The following is a 21,443-nucleotide window of genomic DNA, read 5'->3' as shown; positions in this document are numbered from 1 at the left end:
GGTTTTGAAAGCCCCGTTTTATTCGTTACCTTTGCGTAAAAGATCAGATTCCGTACGAGCGATGGCGAAAAGCAGTAAAAAGAGCTTTAAGGAGAGTGTGGCCGATTATGCGGCGTTGTCCGAACGGATCGGCCGGAGGCAGTTCGCGCCGGTCTATCTGCTGATGGGCGAGGAGCCCTATTTTATCGATATGCTGGCCGAACGGCTCGGCGAGACGATCCTGTCGCCCGAGGAGCGGGCCTTCGACCAGACGGTCGTTTACGGCAGGGATACCGAAGCCGGGGCGATCGTCAATTTTTGCCGTCAGATGCCGATGATGGGGGCTTTTCAGGTGGTGATCGTCCGCGAAGCGCAGACGTTGCGCCGGATCGACCAGTTGTCGCTGTATACGTCGGCGCCCTCCCCGACTACGATCCTCGTGCTGTGTCATAAAGAAAAAGGACTCGATAAACGTAGTCAGCTCTACAAGCAGATCGAGGCTAAAGGAGCGGTTTTCGAATCGGTCGCTCCGCGCGATTACGAGATCGCCGGTTGGCTCGGCGATTTCGTCCGCAGTAAAGGATGTTCGATCGACCCGAAAGCGGCAGCCATGTTGACCGACCACCTCGGCGCCGATATTTCGAAGATCAGCAACGAACTGGGCAAACTGCTCACCTATCTGCCCGAAGGAACGAAGCAGATCACGGCCGCGCACATCGAACAGAATATCGGCATCAGCAAAGATTTCAATAATTTCGAGCTGACGCGGGCGATGTCTGAGCGGAACGTGGCCCGGGCGATGCTGATTGCCGATCATTTCGCCCGCAATCCGAAGGAGAATCCGTTGCTGGTGACCGTCAGCGCGCTGTTTACGCATTTTCAGCGGATTTTTATACTGAATTACCAAAAGTGGTATTGCCGCCGCAAAGGCGCGCCGATGCCGCCGGATGCGGAATTGGCAAGGATGTTGAAGCTGCCCACGGCGTTCTTTCTGAAGGAGTACCAGCAGGCGGCTGCGCTCTATCCGAACAACAAGGTTTTTGCGATTCTCGGCCTGTTGCGCGAGTATGACCTGAAAAGCAAAGGCATGAATACCGGGCAGGCCGACGGCGGCGAGTTGCTGAAGGAGTTGCTGTTAAAAATATTTTTACTCTGATGACCTATATCCTGATTTTCATAACGGCGATCGTTTCGATAGCGGCGTTCAACAATCGGCAATTGTTCGACCGGCTCGCGTTCGTCCCCTACCGTGTCGTGCATCGGCGCGAATGGTACCGGGCCGTGTCGTACGGTTTCGTGCACGGCGATTACATGCACCTGATCGTCAATATGCTCGTGTTGCTGTCGTTCGGGCAGTTCCTTGAGCAACTGTTTAAGGCTTACCAGCAGGCAGGGACCATTTTCAGCGGCTACCTGAGCTACGGACTGCTCTATTTCGGCGGGTTGCTGTTCTCCGTGCTTCCCGACCTCGTGCGTCGGCGCGACGATCCGCAGTATGCGTCGATCGGGGCTTCGGGAGCGGTGTCGGCCGTAATCTTCACCTCCATTTTTTTCAATCCGTGGAGTAAGATTTATTTCTTCGGTATCCTGCCGATCCCGGGGATTCTGTTCGGAATCCTTTATGTAGGCTACGAGCAGTACATGAGCCGTCGTCCGGGCGATCATATCAACCACAACGCCCACCTGTTCGGGGCGCTTTTCGGATTCGTGTTCCCGCTGCTGATGGAGCCGTCGCTGTGGCACGTATTCGTTAAGAACCTGACGTCGTTCTGATCCTGCGATGGATACGGTTTGTTACAACGGGGCGTTCGTCGTTCCCGGAGAGCGGGGATTCGCGCCGGAACGGTTGCTTTCGACGAATTACGTCTATCAGCAGATGCATGCCTTCGATCGCCGGATTCTTTTCCCGGATGCGCATTTGGAAATTCTCGGGCAGGCCGTGGAGCGGGTTTGCGGCGTGCCGTTCGTCCTCCCCGAACCGACGTTGCGACAGGCGGTCGGGGCGTTGCTCGACGCCAATCGTTATCCGCACGGCAGCAGTCGGATTACGTTGCGCGTTTTTCCGCACGGGCTGGAATCCGATGCCGAAGAACCGTCTTGGCTGCTGGAGACCGCTGCTCCGCTCTATTATCCGCGTTACGTGCTGTGGCATAAGCGTCCGCTGCTGGACGTGTTTCCGTGCGATTGCGCCTGGCCGGGATATCCGACTTCCGTTTCGCTGCTTTCGGCGGCATTCGGACGCGATGCGGCTGCCCGAGCCGGAGCGGAACTCGCCGTTCTCGAGAACCGGGACGGGACGCTGACCCACGTCGACGACGAGCCGTTGTTCCTCGTCTCCGCCGGCGAGGTGTTTACGACGCCGCTGGCAGCCGGGGCGACCGATTCGGTGATGCGGCGGCTGGTGCTTGCCGTCTGCCGCGCCGAAAAGATCGCGGTGTGCGAATGCCCGCTGACACGGGGTATGCTGACCCATTGCGAAGAAGCCTTTACCGTTTCGGTGCAGGGAATCGTGTCGCTGCTCGGTTACGGGGATTACCGCTACTTCAACCTGATGGCCGTGAAACTCGCCGAACGGATCAACGACGTGCGGCTCTGAAGCGTTTCGTCCCGTTCCGGCTACGGCTTTTTCCGCCGTTTGGCGCTCTCCTTATCGAATTCTTCCTGATCGAACTTCGCCCCGAGGATCTCTTCGGCCCGGCGGGCGTCCGCCTCGTTGACGACCAGCCGGACGGGCATCATCTCGTTGCGGATCGGCAACACCTCGGCCGTCAGTTCGTTCAGCAGTTCGCACGGTACTCCGCTGCTTTCCAGCAGGCTTTTGTAAATGGAGGCTTCCCCTACCGAGGAGAAGCTCCGGATTACTACCAGTTTCGAATCGTCCATCGCATTCGGTTTTTAGTACGACATTGATAATCAGGCGGAAATATCGGATCGTCGCCGGTTGTTCCGCATGTTCTAAATATAGGGATAATTTGTGAATAAATTCCCGCCGGGGATGCCGCGGGACAACTATTTTTTCGTTATTTTTGTCGGGATACATCATTAAAAGCGAATCTGAAATGGCTCAATTTACACATCTGCACGTACATACCCAATATTCGATCCTGGATGGGGCGGCTGCGATCAAACCGTTGCTCAAACGCGCCAAAGAACTGGGCATGACGTCGCTGGCGATTACCGATCACGGCAACATGTTCGGCGTGAAGGAGTTTCACGATGCGGCCGAAAAAGAGGGGATCAAACCGATCCTCGGATGCGAGGTGTACGTTGCGGGCGGCAGCCGTTTCGACAAAAGCGGCAAGGACGACCGCGGCGACCACCTGATCCTGCTGGCCAAGAACCTGGAAGGGTATCATAACTTGGCGCGTATCGTTTCGTACGCCTTTATCGAGGGATTCTATTACCGTCCGCGTGTGGATAAAGAGTTGTTGAGGCTGTACCATGACGGGATTATCTGCTGCTCGGCCTGTCTCGGCGGGGAGCTTCCGCAGGCGATCATGCACGGGAATATCGACGAGGCGCACCGCGTCGTCGAGGAGTTTAAGTCGATTTTCGGAGAGGATTACTACCTCGAACTGCAACTGCATCCGAGCGGTAACGCGCGGATCGACGCGCAGGTGTACGAGAACCAGAAAAAGGTCAACGAAGTGATCCTGCGGCTGGCGGCCGAACACGGCGTCAAGTACATCGCGTCGAACGACGTGCATTTCATCATGGCCGACGATGCGCCGGCGCACGACCGGCTGATCTGCCTGAACACGGGCCGCGACCTGGACGATCCGAATCGGATGCGGTACACGTTCCAGGAGTATCTGAAGAGCGAAGAGGAGATGGCCGCGCTGTTCCCGGATCATCCCGAAGCGCTCGCTACGACGGCCGAGATCGCCGCTAAAGTGGAGTCTTATTCGCTGGAACACAAGCCGCTGATGCCGAACTTTCCGATCCCGGACGATTTCGAAATACCGCTCGACAAACTGAAAGAAACCTTCCTGAAAAAGCTGGAAGACGAGGCGCTGCGCGCGGAAGTGAACGATTGCGCGTCGCTCGACGACGTGATCGCGCGTCATCCGGAACTGTCCGAACGGTTGATGATCTCGAAACAGTTCCGCTACCTGGAATACCTGACCTACCTGGGTGCCGAAAAACGTTACGGCACGCTTTCGGAGGCGGTGCGCAAACGGATCGAATACGAATTGTCGACGATCGAGTGGATGGGGTTCCCTGGTTACTTCCTGATCGTGTGGGACTTTATTCGTGCGGCGCGCGAGATGGGCGTGTCGGTCGGGCCGGGTCGTGGGTCGGCGGCCGGGTCGGTGGTTGCCTATGCGCTGAAGATCACCAGCATCGATCCGATGAAATACGACCTGCTGTTCGAACGTTTCCTGAATCCGGATCGTATTTCGCTGCCGGACGTCGACGTCGATTTCGACGAGGACGGCCGCGCCGACGTGCTGCATTACGTGACCGAAAAATACGGCAGCAAGCGCGTCGCGCAGATCATCACGTTCGGGACGATGGCTCCGAAAATGGCCATCAAAGACGTGGCGCGGATTCAGAAGCTGCCGCTTTCGGAAAGCAACCGCCTGGCGAAGCTGGTTCCCGAAAAACCGGGGATGTCGTTCCCGAAAGCCTATAAAGAATCTCCCGAACTGCTGGCCGAGAAGGAATCGCCCGACCCGCTGGTGCGCGATACGATGCGTTATGCCGAGAAGCTCGAAGGGTCGGTGCGCCAGACCGGCGTACATGCCTGCGGCGTGATTATCGGGCAGGACGACCTCGAACTGTTCGCCCCGATCGCGATCGCGAAGGACGCCGAGCTGAACGTGGTGCAGTACGAAGGCAAGCTGGTCGAGAGCGTCGGCCTGATTAAGATGGACTTCCTGGGACTCAAAACGTTGTCGATTATCAAGGATGCGCTCGAAAATATCGAATCGACGACCGGGCGGAAGCTCGATATCGACGCGATCCCGCTGGACGACGGTCCTACGTACGAATTGTACAGCCGCGGCGAGACGACCGGCCTGTTCCAGTTCGAGTCGCCGGGCATGAAAAAGCACCTGCGCAACCTGAAGCCGAACCGGTTCGAAGATTTGATCGCGATGAACGCGCTGTACCGCCCGGGCCCGATGGAGTACATCCCGAACTTCATCGCCCGTAAGCACGGGCTGGAACCGGTGACCTACGAGATTGCCGACATGGAGGAGTACCTGAAGGACACGTACGGGATTACGGTCTATCAGGAACAGGTCATGCTGCTGTCGCAAAAGCTGGCCGGTTTTTCGGGCGGCGAGGCCGATACGCTGCGCAAGGCGATGGGGAAGAAAAAACGGGACGTGCTGGATAAGATGAAGCCCAAGTTCATCGAAGGGGCTAAAAAGAACGGTCACGACCCGAAAATCTGCGAAAAGATATGGGGCGATTGGGAGGCGTTCGCATCGTATGCGTTCAACAAGTCGCACTCGACCTGCTACGCCTACGTTTCGTACCAGACGGCCTACCTGAAAGCGCATTATCCGGCCGAATTCATGGCGGCGCTGCTGAGCCGCAACCTGTCGGATATCAAGAAGATCAGCTTCTTTATGGACGAGTGCAAGCGGATGGGGCTGTCGGTACTGGGCCCGGACGTCAATTACAGTAAGTCGCGCTTCTCGGTCGACGAGGACGGCAACGTGCGTTTCGGCATGGCGGCGATCAAAGGCGTGGGCGAGGCCGCCGTCCAGAATATCATCGAGGTGCGCAAAGAGGGCGGTAAGTTCACGTCGATCTACGATTTCGTCGAACGGGTGAACCTGCAGGCCGTCAATAAGAAAACGCTCGAAAACCTCGTGCTCGGCGGAGCGTTCGACACGATCAGTTCGTTCCCGCGGAGCGCTTACCTGGCCAAGGACGACCACGATATGACGATGCTCGACGCGCTGATCCGTTACGGAAACCGCATCCAGAACGACAAAAACAACGTGCAGCAAAGCCTGTTCGGCGAAACGGCCGCCGAGTCTTCGGTGCAGAAGCCGGAGCCGCCGCAGCATACGCCGTGGTCGAAGCTGGAAATGTTGAACCGCGAACGCGAGGTAATCGGTATCTACTTGTCGTCGCATCCGCTGGACGATTTCTCGGTTATTATCCGTCACTATTGCAACTGCTCGCTCGGCGACCTGTCCGACCTGTCGTCGATGAACGGGCGCGACTTCATGGTCGCCGGCATGGTGACATCGGTGATGCACCTGACGACCAAAACCGGCAAGCCTTACGGACGGTTCACGATCGAGGATTACAACGGTTCGCACGAATTCGTGCTCTTTTCGAAGGAATACGAGAATTTCCGCCGCTATATGTTCGAAGGATATTACCTGTTCATCCGGGGGAAGGTGGGTCCTCGCATCTACAATCCGAGTGAGCTCGAAGCGAAAATCACGTCGATGATGATGCTTTCCGAAGCGCAGGAAACGCTGATGAAAGAGGTTACCGTAATGGTACCGGTGAACGATCTGACCGAAGAGTTGATCGGGAAGCTTTCCTGTACGGTGAAGGACAACCGCGGTAAGGTGATGCTCCGCGTCAAGGTGTACGATCCGGCAGCCGATGTGGCAGTAAATTTGTATTCGAAGAGCGTGAAGGTCGATATGACCGGCGACATGGTGCGGTTTCTGGAAGACTATGCGTTGCAGTATACGCTGATGTAACTATTTGATCCGTAAGTGTGTATTCGTCTGTCAGTCGGAATGTTGAATAAGTTGTTGATTACTTTTGCCGTCGCCGCGTGCTTTTGTCGGATGTTATTATGACCTTTGTACGACCACAGTGAAACATAAACTTTAAAAATACCGAAATTATGGCACTTACTATCACATCCGAAAATCTGCAGGGATTGCTCGATTCGGGCAAGCCGCTGGTAATCGATTTCTGGGCCGAATGGTGCGGCCCCTGCCGGATGGTCGCTCCGATCATCGACGAACTGGCCGGCGAATACGAAGGCAGAGTGACGATCGGCAAATGCGACGTCGATTCGAACAATGCGATCGCCGTGCAGTATGCCGTCCGCAACATCCCGACGATTTTGTTCATCAAGAACGGGCAGATCGTCGACAAGCAGATCGGCGCGGCTCCGAAAAACGTATTCGCGGAGAAAATCGCAAAACTTCTGTAAACTCGTATTCTGTTTTCATGGCGATAGGGGGGCGACTCTCCCTATCGTTTGTTTTGTGCGATCTCCTATCCGCCGAACGTATTTTCTCCGTAGTATTTTTGAGCCGTACGTGCGACGATGTCCGCATCGTATTTCCATTCGTCGTTGCGGTACCATATCTTTTTGCGCAGCGAACGGAGATAGCGGGATTCCTTTTTCTTTCCGCTGTCGGTAAAGTACATCTTCAATGCCATGCCGACACGGTCTTTTTTGGTGATAACCACACCCGTACAATACACATAACCTTTCTTGTATGGGTCGTCTACCGGCAAAGTATAGATACACTGTACCGGCATTGAACCACCTACGGGCTTTGTTTCCGGAAACGGTCGTAACGTAGTCGTCGAAACGAAATTCTTTATCCGACGCCGAATCGAAGCCCCCGTCCTTTTTCTTCTTGTGACCGTAAACCGTCGTCTTCAATTCCCCCGATTTATACAGGTAGCGAGGCGCTCCGCTGATTGTTGTCGGGAGAAGATGGTTGATATCGGATGATGGAACAGAGGGGAATATACGATGACAAAGCCTGGAGACCGTATTTACAATGTCTCCAGGCTTCTGTGTATTGCCGGCAGGTTCCGGCCGCTTTGTGAAATCGATTGCGCGCGGAATTACCAGCCCAGCACGTATGCGAAAATCAGCGGGGCCACGATCGTAGCGTCCGACTCGACGATGAATTTCGGGGTGTCCGGAGCGAGTTTGCCCCAGGTGATCTTTTCGTTCGGAACGGCGCCCGAATATGATCCGTACGAGGTCGTCGAGTCCGAAATCTGGCAGAAGTAGGCCCAGAACGGCACGTCTTCCCATTCGAGATCCTGGTACATCATCGGCACCACGCAGATCGGGAAGTCGCCCGAAATGCCGCCGGCGATCTGGAAGAACCCGACGCCTTTGCCGCCGCTGTTGGCGCGGTACCATTCGGTCAGGAAGATCATCGTTTCGATGCCGCCTTTGACGGTCGAGGCTTTCAGTTCGCCTTTGATGACGTACGACGTGAAGATGTTGCCCATCGTGCTGTCTTCCCATCCCGGAACGATGATCGGAATGTTCTTTTCGCAGGCGGCCAGCATCCAACTGTTCTTCGGGTCGATTTCGTAGTACTGCTCCAGTACGCCGCTGCGCAGCAGCTTGTACATGAATTCGTACGGCAGGTAGCGTTCGCCTTTGTCGTCGGCGTCTTTCCATATCTTGAAGATATGTTGTTGCAGGCGGCGGAACGCTTCCTCTTCCGGGATGCAGGTATCCGTCACGCGGTTCATGTGGTTTTCGAGCAATTCCCATTCGTCCTGCGGCGTCAGGTCGCGGTAGTGCGGCACGCGTTTGTAGTGCGAGTGGGCGACGAGGTTCATGATGTCTTCTTCGAGGTTGGCGCCGGTGCAGGTGATGATCTGCACTTTGTCCTGGCGGATCATTTCGGCCAGCGAGATGCCGAGTTCGGCGGTACTCATCGCACCGCCGAGGGTGATCATCATTTTACCCCCTGCCTGCATGTGGGCTTCGTATCCTTTGGCGGCGTCGATCAGCGCAGCCGCGTTGAAGTGGCGGTAGTGGTGCGTAATGAATTGAGAAATAGGTCCCTTTTCCATTTTTTTTGATTGAGTTTAATATGTAATCGTATTATTTAGGTCGTCTCGAACACGTGTTTCCGCTGTTGTTGCAGCGGACCTCCGCAAAGGTAGGAAATTCCGCCGTGAATTATTCCTTCAATTATATGGGAAACTCTTTATTTGCGGATTTCTTCGAGCCAGCGGCCGAGCGCGGCGCGCAGTTCGTCCTTGTAGCGGAACGATTCGCTCCAGCCCCAGCCGTGACCGCCGGTCGGGAAAATGTGCAGTTCGGCCGGAACGTTGCGGCTTTTCAGCGCCGTGTAGTAGCGGGTGCTGTTGCCCGGCAGGACGTTGTCGTCGTCGTCGCTGAGGGCGATGAATGCTTGCGGCGTTCGGTCCGTCACTTGTTTTTCGCAGGAATAACGGAACGTCTCCGGGGCGGAAGCGTCCGGGCCGATCAGGTTGCCGAAGGTCTCCTTGTCGATGATGTCCGGATCGTCCGAGGTGGCCGCGTAGCACAGGATCGTGAAATCGGGACGGTTGTCCGCTCCGGTGAACAGCGTCGAGGCGGCTGCGGCAAGGTGTCCTCCGGCCGAGAATCCGATGATGCCGACCCGGTGCGGATCGACGCGCCATTTCGGGGCCTGTTTGCGTACCAATTCCAGCATTTGCTGCGCGTCTTTCAGCGGGATTTCGGGGTGGCCGTTCGGCATCCGGTAACGCAGTACAATGGCCGTTACGCCCTGCGTATTAAACCATCGGGCGACCTGTAAGCCTTCGTGATCGAAGCAGATGGCTCCGTATCCTCCGCCGGGACAGATGACGACGGCCTGGCCGGTCGCCTGCGTCGGATCGGCCGGCAGCACCAGGTAGTCGGCGTCGACCGCCCCGAAAATCACGTCGGGTAATACTTTGACGCTGTCCGCCGACAGGCCGTTGCTCTCCGGCGCGCCTTTCGGGTAGAGCGGCAACGCTTCGGGCGTTCGGTTCGGTTCGGGTGTCCGGCCCGGGCTTTCGGCGGCGGACAACAGCAGCGGAAGGACTGCCAGCCATACCATTTTTTTCATCGTAACGGGCTTTCGGCGATTCTTATTTGCGGATCTCTTCGAGCCAGCGGCCGAGCGAAGCGCGCAGTTCGTCGTGGTATTCGAACGAATCGCGCCAGCCCCATCCGTGTCCGCCGCTCGGATAAACGTGCAGTTCGGCCGGCACGTTGTGCTTTTTGAGCGCGGAATAGTAACCGATGCTGTTGGCGGGCGGTACGCCGTTGTCGTCGTCGCTGAGCGCGATAAATGCTCGCGGCGTTTGGTCGGTAACCTGTTTTTCGTTCGAATAGCGCTCGGCCAGCTCCGCCGGGGCGTTCGTGCCCAACAGGTTGTCCTTCGACCCCTGATGCGTGATCGAATCCATCGAGATGACCGGGTAGATCAGGATTGAGAAATCGGGCCGGTCTTCCGGGCCGGTGAAGTGGGTGGCTGCGGTCGCGGCGAGGTGCCCTCCGGCCGAAAATCCCATGATGCCGACCCGGTTCGGGTCGACGTGCCAGTCGGCGGCCTTCTGCCGCACCAGTTTCAGGGCCGTCTGCGCGTCTTTCAATGGAATTTCGGGATGCCCGTTCGGCATCCGGTAACGCAGTACGACGGCGGTTATCCCGTGCTCGTTCATCCATTCGGCCACGTCGAGTCCTTCGTGACCGTAAGCCAGCGAGATATACCCGCCTCCGGGACAGATGACGACGGCCTGTCCGGTCGCTTGCGCCGGATCGGCCGGAAAAACGAAATAATCGGCTTCCGCGCATTTGTCGAGGTTCGTGGCGGTCAGCCGGACGTCGGCTGCGGAGAATCCGTTGCTTTCCACGGCCCCGTCGGGGTACAGCGGCAGCGCCTGCGGTGTTTGGGCGAATCCGCCCGGAGCGCACAGCAGCGCGCCGACGGCGGTCAATAGTTGTTTTTTCATAGTATCTAAAAATCCGATTTTAACAAAGGTAGCTAATTTGTACGGTTCGTCAAAGCGCTTGCGTGCGGTACGTTAAAATTCGACGGTGATGCCAAGCGTCGGCAGTACGGTGCCGCCGATGTCGTGCGCGACGGTCTTCATTTTGTAGTGTCCGGGGCGCTGCGGATCGGGGACGTATTGCCCCGAAGCGTCGGTCTCGGGCATCAGGATATCCTGCCCGGCCGCTTTGAAGTTGTAGAGATTCTGGATGTCGACGTAGAATCCGAGCCGCCATTTCGCGAAGTACCATACTTTGTCCGCCCGCACGTCGAGCTGATGGAAAGCCTGCAGTCGCCGCGAATTGTACAGCGCGTAATCGTAGTAGGGCCGCTGTCGGGCGTCCCAGGCTCCGGTTTGCGACGAGAGGCCGAAATCGTAGGGCGTGAAGGGGCTGCCGCCGGTCAGATACCATTTGGCGCCGAGCGTCCAGTTGCGCCCGAACTTGTGGATCGCCGAGACGTTCAGGATGTGCCGCACGTCCCAATCGGAGGAGACGTACTCGTCCGTCGGGCGCAGGTCTGCGCCGGGACGGTTGAATTGCGAGTGCAGGAACGTGTACGAAACGTTGACGACCGTGTTCGCGAGGTTCGTGTTGCGGTACGAGAGTTCGATCCCGTAGGCGCGTCCTTTGCCGACCGACCGCACCGGAACGTCCCCGATCGTATAGTCGGCGAAGTCGCCGGTCGATACCGGCAGCGAATCGATCAGCGATACCGGATAGTCCGAGTAGCGCTTGTAGAAGCCTTCGATCGAAATGCGCGAGTGCGCGTCGGGCGTAAAGGCGATTCCCGCGATGAAATGGTCGGAGGCGATGTATCGCAGTCCGTTCGCTTTGTTGATCAGTACGCCGGTGCTGTCCCTGTATCCCATCGACGTGTAGGGCGGTTCCTGGTAATATCGCGCGACCGAAGCGCTGAACGTCCACTGCGGCCGGAAGTTGTAAGAGAGGTTCAGCCGCGGCGAAAGTTGTCGCAGCGGGTTGTGCATTTCGGAAGAATAGGTCGTTCCGTCGGCCCGTAGCCCGAGCAGCACCGAAAAGCGTTTCCCGAAAAATTCCCGGCTCAGCGTGGCGAACAGTTCGTAGCGTCCGAACGAGAGCCGGCTGTCGAACCGTTCCGTGCGGAGCTGGCCGCCGGTGTAAGCCGGCCGCCGGGTCGTATTGTCGTAGTGCCCGCTGCCGCCTCCGACGCCGCCCGTAAAGCGGAAGCCGCCGACCGACCGCAATTCGATTTCGGCCCGCACCCGGTTGTCCGATTGCTCGGTATTGTAGTCGATCGTGCGCGGCAGCGACTTGTCGTTGCGTTCGTGCTTGTAGAGTTTGTTCGTAAAAGCGTTGCGACTGACCACGACGCGCAGTTGCCCGGCCCGGAAACGGTGCACGTATCCCGCGCCGAACACGTAGCTTGACTGCCTGTTTTCGGGCAGGTAGCCGAGGATGTACTTTTGATCGTCGTCGGGGTCTTTCAGTCCGGTATTCAGCCGGTTGTAGTCGAACGATCCGAGTCCGATCAGGTAAAATTCGTCCGACGCGCCGAGTTTCGAGGCCAGTTTGAACTGGTAGTCGTTATAGGTCGGCAGGAAGGGCAGGCCGAGTACGCTGAACAGCATTTGCAGGTAGCTGCGACGATAGGAGGCCAGCAGCGTGGTCTTGCCGTTTCTCGAAACCGGCGTATCGAAGTTGATCCCGAAATCCGACGCTCCGAGGATCAGTTTGCCTTTGAACCGCGTCGGGTTGCCGTCGCGCATCCGCATGTCCATCACCGAACTGAGGCCGTTGCCGAACGCGGCCGGGAACGCCCCGGTGTAGAAGTTGACCGAACGCAGCAGGTCGGTGTTGACCAGCGAGGCGTTGCCGCCCGATCCGCCCTGCACGGCGAAGTGGTTCAGCACCGGGATTTCGATGCCGTCGAGGTAATATTTGTTTTCGTTGGCCCCGCCGCCGCGCACGAGCACGTCGTTGCGCTGGATGGCCGTGGCGATGACCCCGGGGGCTGATTGCACCACTTTCGAGATGTCGCGGTTCGCGCCGGGCGTCATATCGATCTCTTCGGTTCCGATCCGCCGCATCGACACGGGGGATTCGGTCGTCGCCGCGAGCGGCGAAACCGCCACGACGACTTCCGACAGCGCTACTTGCATCGTGTCGAGGGCGATGTTCACCACGGCGGTGTCCGATGCCGTGACCAGGAACGATTCGGTGGTGACCGCGTGGAATCCTTCGGCGGCGACATACAATGTGTTGTATCCCACTGGGACGCGGCGGATCAGGAACAGCCCGTCGCCGTTCGACGTTCCCGCGAGAGTGTCGCCCGCGAGCCGCACGGTGATGCCTGCGATCGGCCGGTCGTCGCCGCTGCCGGTCACGCGGCCCTTGACGGTGCCCGTTTTCGGCATCGGTTTTGTCTGGGCATAAGTTGTGGCGCATAGAACGATCGGAAACAGCCATAAAAGGCCGTAAAGGCAAAGCTTTTTCATTGCGGCGTGCGAAGTTTCCGGCAAAGATAACGTCTAATTCCGATAAAGCGATGCGATTGTGGTCGATACATCCGAAGTATCTGGATCCGGCCGGTCTGACGGCCTGCTGGCGCGAAGGGTTGCTGGCGCGGGAGGTGCTTTGCGGCCGGACGTCCGGTTACCGGAACCATCCGCAACTGGCGCGTTTCAAGGAGGCGGAAGACCCGGTGCGGGCGATCGACCGCTATCTCGAAGCCGTCTGGGAAGAATCCGTGCGCAGGGGGTACCGGTTCGATGCGACGAAGGTCGTGCCCGGCATTGCCGTCGTCCGTCTGACGGTCTCCTGCGGACAGCTCGATTATGAATTCGAACATTTAAAAAGAAAGCTGGAACTCCGTTCCCCGAAAAACTATATGCGGCTGATTGCCGTGCGCAGCATCGAGCCGCATCCGTTGTTCCGGGTTACGACGGGGGGAGTGGCCGTTTGGGAGATCATCCGATGAAAATTGCGATTTCGGGAGCAACCGGGTTTATCGGTACGCATCTGACGGCCTATCTGACGGGATTGGGGCATCGGGTCGTTCCGCTGGGACGTCCGGCTTTCCGGTCGCAGGAGTCGCTTGCGGCGGCGCTTGCCGGCTGCGGGGCCGTGGTCAATCTGGCCGGCGCGCCGATCGACCGGCGGTGGAGCGACGCCTATAAAAAGCAACTGTACGACAGCCGGATCGGGACGACCCGTAAGCTGGTGGCCGCAATCAACGAAATGAATCCCGCGCCGAAGGTTTTCGTTTCGGCGTCCGCTGTCGGTTATTACCCCGACCAGGGTTGTTACGACGAATACACGGCGGTCAAGGGAACGGGCTTCCTGTCCGACCTCTGCGAAAGCTGGGAGCGGGAAGCGAGCCGGGTGGTTCCGGGGATACGGTTGGCGGTCGCCCGTTTCGGCGTAGTGCTCGCCCCGGACGAAGGCGCTTTCGCAAAGATGGCTTTCCCGTTTCGCAAAGGGATCGCCGTCCGCATTGCGTCGGGCGCGCAGATTCTTGCATGGATCGACATCGGCGATCTGGTGCGTGCGCTGACTTTTATCCTTTCGTCGGATATGCTGGCCGGGCCGATCAACCTGACGGCTCCCGAACGGCTGACCAATGCGGCGTTCGCCCGGGCCGCCGCCCGCCATTACGCCGCCCGTCTACACGTGGCGGTTCCCGGTTGGGCGCTCCGGCTGCTTTATGGAGAGGCTTCCGGTATGCTGGTTTCGGGCCCGTGCGCGATTCCCCGGAAACTGCTGGATGCCGGATTCGTTTTCAATGCGCCGGAGATCGCCGCATTTATGTCGAAACTCGGCAAAACGGCCGAGAAGTGAGCGTCCGTGTCGGGTACCGTCCGGGGGGAGCGAAAGCAAACGGAGCATCCCTTTTTGAGGACGCTCCGTTTGTCGAATTTGTTGTCGAAAACTATTTTTTTGCTTCTTCAACAGATACTTTACGAAAATCTTTCAGCAGTTTGGACAGTTCCAGCGCTGCTTTGCGCGCACGGGTTCCGGCTGCTTTGTTGTTTTTTTCAACCTGCAGATCTGCATTGGCCATAAAGACGTCAATTTGTTCTTTGATCTGGTTAACCAACTCTTTCATAAGCTTTTACGATTAATAGTTAGACATTCGGAAATACATGGAGGCAACCGGAATTCGACTTTTTTGAAGCAAAGCGACGACAAGGCAGTTCCCTCTGTGCTGAGTTTCCGTTTGATTTTCACCTGCAAATATAACAAATATAATGATACTTGAAAGAAAAGCCCCCGCTTTTTTGAGGCGGGAGCTTTTTTTCGTCTATCTGCTCCAGATACAGCGGTAGTTGAACCGGCGGTTCGGAGCCGTGTCCCCGTTCAGGCACAGCGAGATCGGATCGTTCAGGTCGGCCGGGTTGTCGCTCCACTTGAAATCGAACACGAAACGGTCGCCGCCGAGTCCGAGCAGTTCGCGCGGAACGGAAACTTCCAGTTGGTTGCCAGCGTAGCGCATCGGCAGATCGGCCACTTCCGTCCAGTCGCCTTTGGCGCTGTCGTAACGCATCAGCGTGGTGGTCTGATCGTTTTTGATCCGCTTGTTGATCAGGTAATCGTATCCGTACCATCCCGTTGACGGATCGTTGTCCGCGTCGATCAGCAGCAACATCCAATTGTTGTCGGTGCACGGGGTCAGCGCGTCGGCCGTTTCGGCGTAGAACGCCATCTGCTTCTTGTCGACGGCCACTTTGGCGGTGATGATGTCGTTGCGTCCCGAATTGTTGACGTAATGGATTCCCGCGTAACCTTTGGCGTCGCGGTGGAAAACGTCGCCCTTGGTATCGCGGTATTCGGTGGTAGCCCCCGCCCAGTCGTCGAACCGGCCGTCGATCTTAGTTTTTACGTAGCCGGCCAGTTCCGGGATCGGACGGATTCCTTTGTAGCGGCGGATGTTCTGCGCCATTTGCATGTAATAGTTATCCGTGTATCCGCCTTTCATCGGCTGGATGCCCCGGTTGAATTCCATGTTGTACTGGTCGACGAAGAAGAACGGGCTGTCACGGTTCAGCCAGACGGTGGTCTTGCCTTTGCCCGGATGGTATTTCCCGGCGGTCCATTCGTTCCAGTCGTTGATATACAGGAATTCGGGGTTGGCCTGCAGGGCGTCCTCCCAGCGTTCCTGGAAATAGATTCCGTAGTTCACCGGGTCTTTTACGGTTTTCCCGAGCCAGGGCACATAGGCCGATTTGGGCATGTCGTGTTCGTCCAGCTCCGGCTCGCCGTACTTTTTCGACCACGATTTGCCGACTCCCATGCGTTCGCCTTCGATCATCGTGACCGGATGCTGGGCCGGCGTGACGGCGGCCTGTTCGCGTTTGCCCTTATGGGTCGAGAGCAGTTCCTCGGGTTTCATATCTTTGATCCGGGGATCAGCCATGTTGTATCCGAAGCTCCAGTTGTCCTCGGTTCCGATGAAACGCTCGTTGGCCCATTCGTAGTAGCCCCACCACATCGTGCGCAGCGTGAAGAAGTTTTTCACGTCGTCGGAATAATCCGTATAATATTTAGCGGTATAGTACGGGTCTCCGTAATGCGGATTGTTTTTGTTGGTCACGGCGTCTTCGTCGTAGTGCAGATTCGGGTGCGGCGTATCCTGTCCGTTGGCGTCGTATTTCGGGGTGCCGTTATAGAGCAGCAGCGGTTTGCCGTCCCAGTAGAACCACAGGTCGGGGTATTGGTTTTTCTCGTAGATGCGTTCGTAGAGATCCTGCACGACGGTGATGACCGGGCCGTTGAACGCCCAGAAACAGAATTTGGGCACTTTGTTGCCTTCGGCCTTCATCTTTTCCATCGTTTTGAAGATCACGTCCCATTCGTCCCAGTAGCGCACCGCGTTGGTGACGTCCATGATCATCACGTCCACGCCGGCGTCTGCCAGCATCGAGATGTCCTTGCGGATCACCCATTCGTCCTGGCTGAGGAAGTAACCCATTTCCGGTTCGGCGTAGTGGTACGAACCTTCCGTCCACAACGGATTGTCGGCCTGCAGGCGCGCGTTCGGATCTTTTTCGAGGATTTTGGTCACGTCGGCCGTGTAAGGGCTTTTCAGTCCAGCCAGTCCCTGGGTATGCCAGGTGATGTAGAAGATGCCGACGATGCGGCGCTGGTCGTTTTTCACGGCTCCGACCTCTTCGTAAGAAGGCATCGTGCGTCCCACGGCGTCGGTGGCTACCCAGGTGTCGGGATAGATGTCCCGGTATCCGGCGGTGTCGGCGGCGCTTTGCTGCGCGGGATTACCCGCCGCGAGCAGCCCCGGGGCCAGCAACAATGCCGGAAGCGACAGCAATTTGTAGATGTTTTTTTTCATCTTGCGGTTAAGTTATCGGTTAATAATATCAAAATAGGCAGATTCGACCTGCCGGCGTTTCCGCGCTTTAAAGATAATGATTTATTGCGAGTGCGAAAAACGGAAGATGCAGATCGGCGTTTTTTGCGATTTCCGGGACGGATTTTTTGGGGATTCTTCAAAAAAATTCCCCCAAAGATATCGGATTTAGAACAAGTATGTTTAAACTTGCACAAACAAGGAAGCCGGATGTTTCATTAAATGTCGGATTTATGGGAGGATTGTTTAGAGAAATCAGAAGAAAAGACCGTGTTTGGGACGACGGGCGGGCCTGGGAATTGCTGGCCCGAGGCGAATACGGTTTTCTGTCGCTGTGCGGAACGAACGGTTACGGTTACGGAATCCCGATCAGCTATGCGCTGTCGGGAAAAAGCGTCTATTTTCATTGCGCGCCCGAAGGGTACAAACTGGAGTGCGTCCGGGCGAACAATCGGGCGTGTTTCTGCGTCGTCGGGCATACCCGGATCATTCCGGAAGGGTTCACTACCGAGTACCGGAGCGTGATGGCGTTCGGAACGGTCGCCTGCTCGCTGCCCGAATCGGAACGGCTGTCGGCCCTCGATCTGCTGGTGGATAAATACAGCGCCGATTTTAAGGATATCGCGGCTAAATATATCGCCGGATCGTTTCACCGGACCGAGATTCTGAGGCTGGATATCGAGCACCTGTCCGGAAAACATAAAGAACTGCATAAATAAAATCTGATCGTCTATGGAAAAAATCGATCCCGCCTGGATTACCGAAAATTTTATTTCGCTGATCGGCAGAGAATGGATGCTCGTCACGGCTGGCGATGCGTCCCGTTTCAACACCATGACCGCCTCGTGGGGCGGGGTGGGGTATCTGTGGAATAAGCCCGTGGTGTTCGTATTCGTTCGTCCGGAACGGTATACGTTCGAATTTATCGAACGCTGCGACTGTTTTACGCTGTCGTTCTTGTGCGAGGAGTACCGGGAAGCGTATAAAGTTTGCGGTTCCCGTTCCGGGCGCGATACCGATAAAGTGAAGGAAGCGGGGCTCGTCCCGTTCGTTACGCCGTTGGGAAACGTCACCTTCGAGCAGTCCCGCCTGACGCTGGAGTGCCGGAAACTGTACACCGGGATAACCGCCGAGGAGCGGTTTATCGATAAGAGTATTTACCGGAAGTGGTACGGAGGGTCCCAGGGCGGAGACCATCGGTTGTACGTGGCCGAGATCGTGGACAGTTGGATCAAGTAAGCCGTCCGTCCGCTGTTTTCGCCGGCTTCGCACGAATCCCCGTTCCCGGAAAAAGTGTTGTTTTTACGCTTATTTGTTTGGTTTATTAAATAAAAAAAGATAAATTTACAGACAGAAACGAATTGTTTAACCAAAAGTCAACTTTAACGATTAAAAAACTACTTGATTATTATGAAAAAACTTTTGTATGCGGCTTTATTCGTCTTGGGGGCTACGGCTTTCTGGCAATGTGACGATCCTGAATGGGAATCTGCGGCGATCGGAACGTGGGGCGCGCCTGAAGTGTCCTTCCCGATTGCAGGCGGGTCCACAGCAGTGAAATTTACGGCGACCAAAGGATGGTCCATTTCCATCGACTATCCGGAAGGGGCGATTCAAAAAGATTGGTGCACCGTATCTCCGATGAGCGGCGGCGCAGGAGACAATGAAATTACCATTACGGCTGCCCAGAACGAGACTTTCGAGGATCGTACGGTCGACGTCGTGGTGCATTCCGGTTCCGCTTCGAAAGTTTACAAGGTTACGATGCCGGCGAAGAACGAACTGGCGGCCGAGGTTCACGAGTTCAAGGATCTGTCTTATGAAGAGCAGATCATCGAAGTGCCGTTGGTCAGCAACGTCGAGTACAAGGTGAATATCTCGGCGGAAGCGCAGGAGTGGATTTCGCAGGTGGAATCGAAGGCCGAGCCGGTGAAAGACACGCTCTATTTCAAGATCGAAACTTACCGGACGGGGCTTCTCCCGCGCGAAACGAGCATTACGCTGACCAACACGGCGCTGGGGGCTTACGAGCAGATCGATATTTCGCAGAATCCCGGCCCGACCCTTGTCGTAGATCCGGCGCTTTCCGAAATCGACGGGAAGAAACAGGAGGTGACCGTTTCGCTGGTATCGAGCGCTGCGTGGAAATTGACGCAGGAGGAAGCGACTGCTTGGTGTAAGTTGACCGGGACCGGTCCGGAAGGAGAAAAAGGCGAATATGAGTTGGTCTTCTCGGTTGAGGAAGCGCTTACCAAGGCACGTACCGCCGTATTCACGCTGACGGCCGACACGATGGTGCGAACCATTACGATCCAACAGACCGAACTGGGCGTTGAAAACGGAGCCTTTATTTATAAAGGGGATGCAGCGACGTATTCCAATCCTTCGGTATTCGAAAAGAGCGGCAACCTGATAGGGCTTTATACTTATCCTTATAAGTTGAGCGCTTCGCAGGCTGAATTGTGGGCTGCCAACTCAGGCGTTACTGGCGGAGAGTTCAGAAAGGGAACCTTATACGTGCATTTCGTGCTGGATCTGCCTGCTAGCAATATGAAGCAGTCTATCCGTGGGGAAGGTTGGGGAAGTACTAGCAAAATGGTCTTCAAGTTGTACCGTTGGGATACCGATTACAACACGACGCTGGCCGGTGATCCGATCATTACCAATACGATTCCGTACACCGAAGGTAAGCACTACGATATGCTGCCGAGCGGCAAGACCGTAGCTCCGGGCGAATATATGCTTTCGCTGGAAGCCACCGATATCGATATCAATAACCCGCAATACTGGTCGTGGGGTAAGGCGAATGAAGAGTTCGTCAAAGGGGCTTGGTGCGGAAAAGAGGAAATGACTGCTAATTTCCCCGAATTCTATTGCGTTTACGACACGAAGGTGAACGGTTCGGGACAGGTGGCCTGCAAAACTTCCACCGACCTGGGCAAAACGTGGAAAGATCAGGCCGACGAATCTTTCGCGGCTCTCAGCAAGAAATGGCTCGGCGATTATACGGTCGCTTCCAATTTCAATATCACGACATTCGACGGTTATTATTATGTGACTTTCGATAAGGCCGGTGATAAGGGTATTTGCGTAACCCGGTGTAAAATAGCCGGCGGCGATTGGGAATCGTGGAACGGTTCGGGCTGGTCGGCCGACGGAAAAGCTACCGTATGGACGAGCTCGACCCCCGTTTCGCTGGTCGGGAAAGACGGAGCCGTGTACGCTTATTATATGGACGGCGACAATGTGGTGTCGGTTAAATACGCCGGCGGCGACAACTGGCCGGCTTCCGGACAGCAGAGCGTAGGCTACGCGTTCACCGAAGACGCTCCTGCCGAAATCGACGTGAAATACCATGCGGGCAGCAGCGAATATGTTGCGACTTACGTGACCGCCGACCGCGAAATCGGGACGCTCACATCGACCGACGGCGTTCGGTTTACCGTAGCCGATCCGCTGCCGGTAGATTCGTACTACCTGTGGGCCGGCGCTTCTGGCGTGCGTTATGCCGTCGATGCGGCTACCGGTACGGTGAAGGCGAAATCTTACATCTCCTATAAACGTGGAGAAGGTACGAAAGGATTGTATGCGTTCCCCGAGAAATAGCATACGTTCGTAATTCCTAACGAAGAGGAGGTTGTCCGTCGGGATAATCTCCTCTTCCCTTTTATTCGGATCGCCTGCCGGGGAAATTCCGAAAAAACGGGTGCGCTTTTGGTGCGATTCCGTAGGGTGCGCCCCTGTCCAGGCCTGCGCCGGACGGGAAAAATCCGTGCATAAAAACGAACGGGACGAATCCTCTGCGGCGGAAATCGGGCAATCGCCCGGAAGAAATGCGAATATTTTTTTGTTTTCGGAAAAATCACTATCTTTGCAAGCCCGTAAAAGCGGGCACGGATCACATAATTAAACAAGTATTAATTTTTTAAACCTTAAAAACAGTGGAGTCACTAAGCTACAAGACAATCTCCGCCAACGCTGCGACCGTCACCAAGGAATGGGTTTTGATCGACGCAACGAACGCGGTATTGGGACGTCTTGCCGCCCAGGTAGCCAAAATCCTGCGCGGAAAAGACAAGCCGAGTTTCACTCCTCACGTTGACTGCGGTGACAATGTCATCATCATCAACGCCGAGAAGGTGAGACTGACCGGGAAGAAGCTCACGGACAAGGAGTATGTCCGTCATTCGGGCTATCCGGGAGGCATTCGGTTGACCACGCCTGCCGAATATCTCAAAAAAAATCCCGAATTCATTATCGAGAAAGCCGTGAAAGGCATGTTGCCCCGCACGCGTCTGGGGGCTGCGCAGATGCGCAACCTGAAGGTGTATGCAGGCGGCGAGCATCCGCACGCCGCTCAAGCTCCGAGAACAATCAATTTAAACGAGATTAAGTAAT

The 21,443-nt window shown here is 56.3% G+C and carries 19 protein-coding genes; 11 read left to right on the top strand and 8 right to left on the bottom strand.

The genetic code is table 11. The annotated features are described in order from the left end of the window. The first annotated feature begins 61 nt into the window (after positions 1 to 61). The 3 genes from holA to C1A08_RS02485 are packed head-to-tail and all read left to right on the top strand — an operon-like array spanning position 62 to position 2,575. Entirely contained in the window at positions 62 to 1,135 is a 1,074-nt protein-coding gene (gene holA / locus C1A08_RS02495) for a DNA polymerase III subunit delta (protein WP_055201763.1), read from the top strand. Next, entirely contained in the window at positions 1,132 to 1,752 is a 621-nt protein-coding gene (locus C1A08_RS02490; protein ID WP_101571157.1) for a rhomboid family intramembrane serine protease, read from the top strand. The genes holA and C1A08_RS02490 overlap by 4 nt, the downstream gene beginning before the upstream one ends. A gap of 7 nt (positions 1,753 to 1,759) precedes the next feature. Beyond that, a complete protein-coding gene (locus tag C1A08_RS02485; RefSeq protein WP_101571155.1) occupies positions 1,760 to 2,575 on the top strand; it encodes an aminotransferase class IV in 816 nt (271 codons plus the stop codon). A 20-nt stretch (positions 2,576 to 2,595) separates the two neighbouring features. Here C1A08_RS02485 and C1A08_RS02480 read toward each other — a convergent pair whose 3' ends face one another. Then, complete coding sequence (locus C1A08_RS02480) at positions 2,596 to 2,862, bottom strand: putative signal transducing protein (protein ID WP_055201758.1); 267 nt, start codon at positions 2,860 to 2,862, stop codon at positions 2,596 to 2,598. Positions 2,863 to 3,038: 176 nt separating this feature from the next. Here C1A08_RS02480 and dnaE point away from each other — a divergent pair, with 176 nt between their 5' ends. Beyond that, positions 3,039 to 6,659 (top strand): DNA polymerase III subunit alpha, encoded by a 3,621-nt coding sequence (gene dnaE, locus C1A08_RS02475; RefSeq protein ID WP_101571153.1) that lies wholly within the window; start codon positions 3,039 to 3,041, stop codon positions 6,657 to 6,659. A 149-nt stretch (positions 6,660 to 6,808) separates the two neighbouring features. Beyond that, on the top strand, positions 6,809 to 7,123 hold the full coding sequence (gene trxA, locus C1A08_RS02470; RefSeq protein ID WP_101571152.1) for a thioredoxin: 315 nt from the start codon (positions 6,809 to 6,811) through the stop codon (positions 7,121 to 7,123). Between the two features lie 65 nt (positions 7,124 to 7,188). Here trxA and C1A08_RS13200 read toward each other — a convergent pair whose 3' ends face one another. The 5 genes from C1A08_RS13200 to C1A08_RS02445 form a co-directional block, all read right to left on the bottom strand. Then, entirely contained in the window at positions 7,189 to 7,356 is a 168-nt protein-coding gene (locus C1A08_RS13200; RefSeq protein WP_153497947.1) for a hypothetical protein, read from the bottom strand. Between the two features lie 417 nt (positions 7,357 to 7,773). Continuing rightward, a complete protein-coding gene (locus C1A08_RS02460; protein ID WP_055201750.1) occupies positions 7,774 to 8,748 on the bottom strand; it encodes a deoxyhypusine synthase family protein in 975 nt (324 codons plus the stop codon). Positions 8,749 to 8,885: 137 nt separating this feature from the next. After that, positions 8,886 to 9,776 (bottom strand): alpha/beta hydrolase, encoded by an 891-nt coding sequence (locus C1A08_RS02455; protein WP_101571148.1) that lies wholly within the window; start codon positions 9,774 to 9,776, stop codon positions 8,886 to 8,888. Between the two features lie 22 nt (positions 9,777 to 9,798). After that, positions 9,799 to 10,665 (bottom strand): alpha/beta hydrolase, encoded by an 867-nt coding sequence (locus C1A08_RS02450; RefSeq protein WP_055201748.1) that lies wholly within the window; start codon positions 10,663 to 10,665, stop codon positions 9,799 to 9,801. 72 nt (positions 10,666 to 10,737) lie between these two features. Then, on the bottom strand, positions 10,738 to 13,098 hold the full coding sequence (locus C1A08_RS02445) for a TonB-dependent receptor (protein ID WP_180951507.1): 2,361 nt from the start codon (positions 13,096 to 13,098) through the stop codon (positions 10,738 to 10,740). Positions 13,099 to 13,229: 131 nt separating this feature from the next. Between C1A08_RS02445 and C1A08_RS02440 the strand changes: the two genes are divergently transcribed. Both C1A08_RS02440 and C1A08_RS02435 read left to right on the top strand, forming a co-directional pair. Next, positions 13,230 to 13,661, top strand: coding sequence for a pyrimidine dimer DNA glycosylase/endonuclease V (locus C1A08_RS02440; RefSeq protein WP_101571144.1), 432 nt, complete (start codon positions 13,230 to 13,232; stop codon positions 13,659 to 13,661). Then, complete coding sequence (locus tag C1A08_RS02435) at positions 13,658 to 14,521, top strand: TIGR01777 family oxidoreductase (RefSeq protein ID WP_101571143.1); 864 nt, start codon at positions 13,658 to 13,660, stop codon at positions 14,519 to 14,521. The genes C1A08_RS02440 and C1A08_RS02435 overlap by 4 nt, the downstream gene beginning before the upstream one ends. A gap of 91 nt (positions 14,522 to 14,612) precedes the next feature. Here C1A08_RS02435 and C1A08_RS02430 read toward each other — a convergent pair whose 3' ends face one another. Continuing rightward, complete coding sequence (locus C1A08_RS02430) at positions 14,613 to 14,789, bottom strand: histone H1 (RefSeq protein WP_055201742.1); 177 nt, start codon at positions 14,787 to 14,789, stop codon at positions 14,613 to 14,615. A gap of 195 nt (positions 14,790 to 14,984) precedes the next feature. Continuing rightward, positions 14,985 to 17,027, bottom strand: coding sequence for a hypothetical protein (locus C1A08_RS02425; protein WP_101571141.1), 2,043 nt, complete (start codon positions 17,025 to 17,027; stop codon positions 14,985 to 14,987). A gap of 260 nt (positions 17,028 to 17,287) precedes the next feature. On the opposite strand from C1A08_RS02425, the gene C1A08_RS02420 reads away from it, so the two are divergent. The 4 genes from C1A08_RS02420 to rplM all read left to right on the top strand — a co-directional run bounded on the left by C1A08_RS02420 (position 17,288) and on the right by rplM (position 21,442). Continuing rightward, positions 17,288 to 17,764: a pyridoxamine 5'-phosphate oxidase family protein gene (locus C1A08_RS02420; protein WP_101571619.1), complete on the top strand. Its 477-nt coding sequence runs from the start codon at positions 17,288 to 17,290 to the stop codon at positions 17,762 to 17,764. Positions 17,765 to 17,777: 13 nt separating this feature from the next. Next, positions 17,778 to 18,284, top strand: coding sequence for a flavin reductase family protein (locus C1A08_RS02415; protein WP_055201738.1), 507 nt, complete (start codon positions 17,778 to 17,780; stop codon positions 18,282 to 18,284). Positions 18,285 to 18,455: 171 nt separating this feature from the next. Then, on the top strand, positions 18,456 to 20,651 hold the full coding sequence (locus C1A08_RS02410) for a BACON domain-containing protein (RefSeq protein ID WP_101571139.1): 2,196 nt from the start codon (positions 18,456 to 18,458) through the stop codon (positions 20,649 to 20,651). Positions 20,652 to 20,986: 335 nt separating this feature from the next. Further along, positions 20,987 to 21,442 carry a 50S ribosomal protein L13 gene (gene rplM / locus C1A08_RS02405; protein ID WP_055201734.1) on the top strand — a complete coding sequence of 152 codons (456 nt, stop codon included), beginning with the start codon at positions 20,987 to 20,989 and terminating at the stop codon, positions 21,440 to 21,442. Position 21,443 lies beyond the last annotated feature (1 nt).

Source organism: Alistipes sp. cv1, assembly GCF_900240235.1.
In the GTDB taxonomy this organism is placed as follows: domain Bacteria; phylum Bacteroidota; class Bacteroidia; order Bacteroidales; family Rikenellaceae; genus Alistipes_A; species Alistipes_A hominis.
Note: the sequence above shows the minus strand (reverse complement) of the source record. Positions and strands in the feature narration are given on the sequence as shown.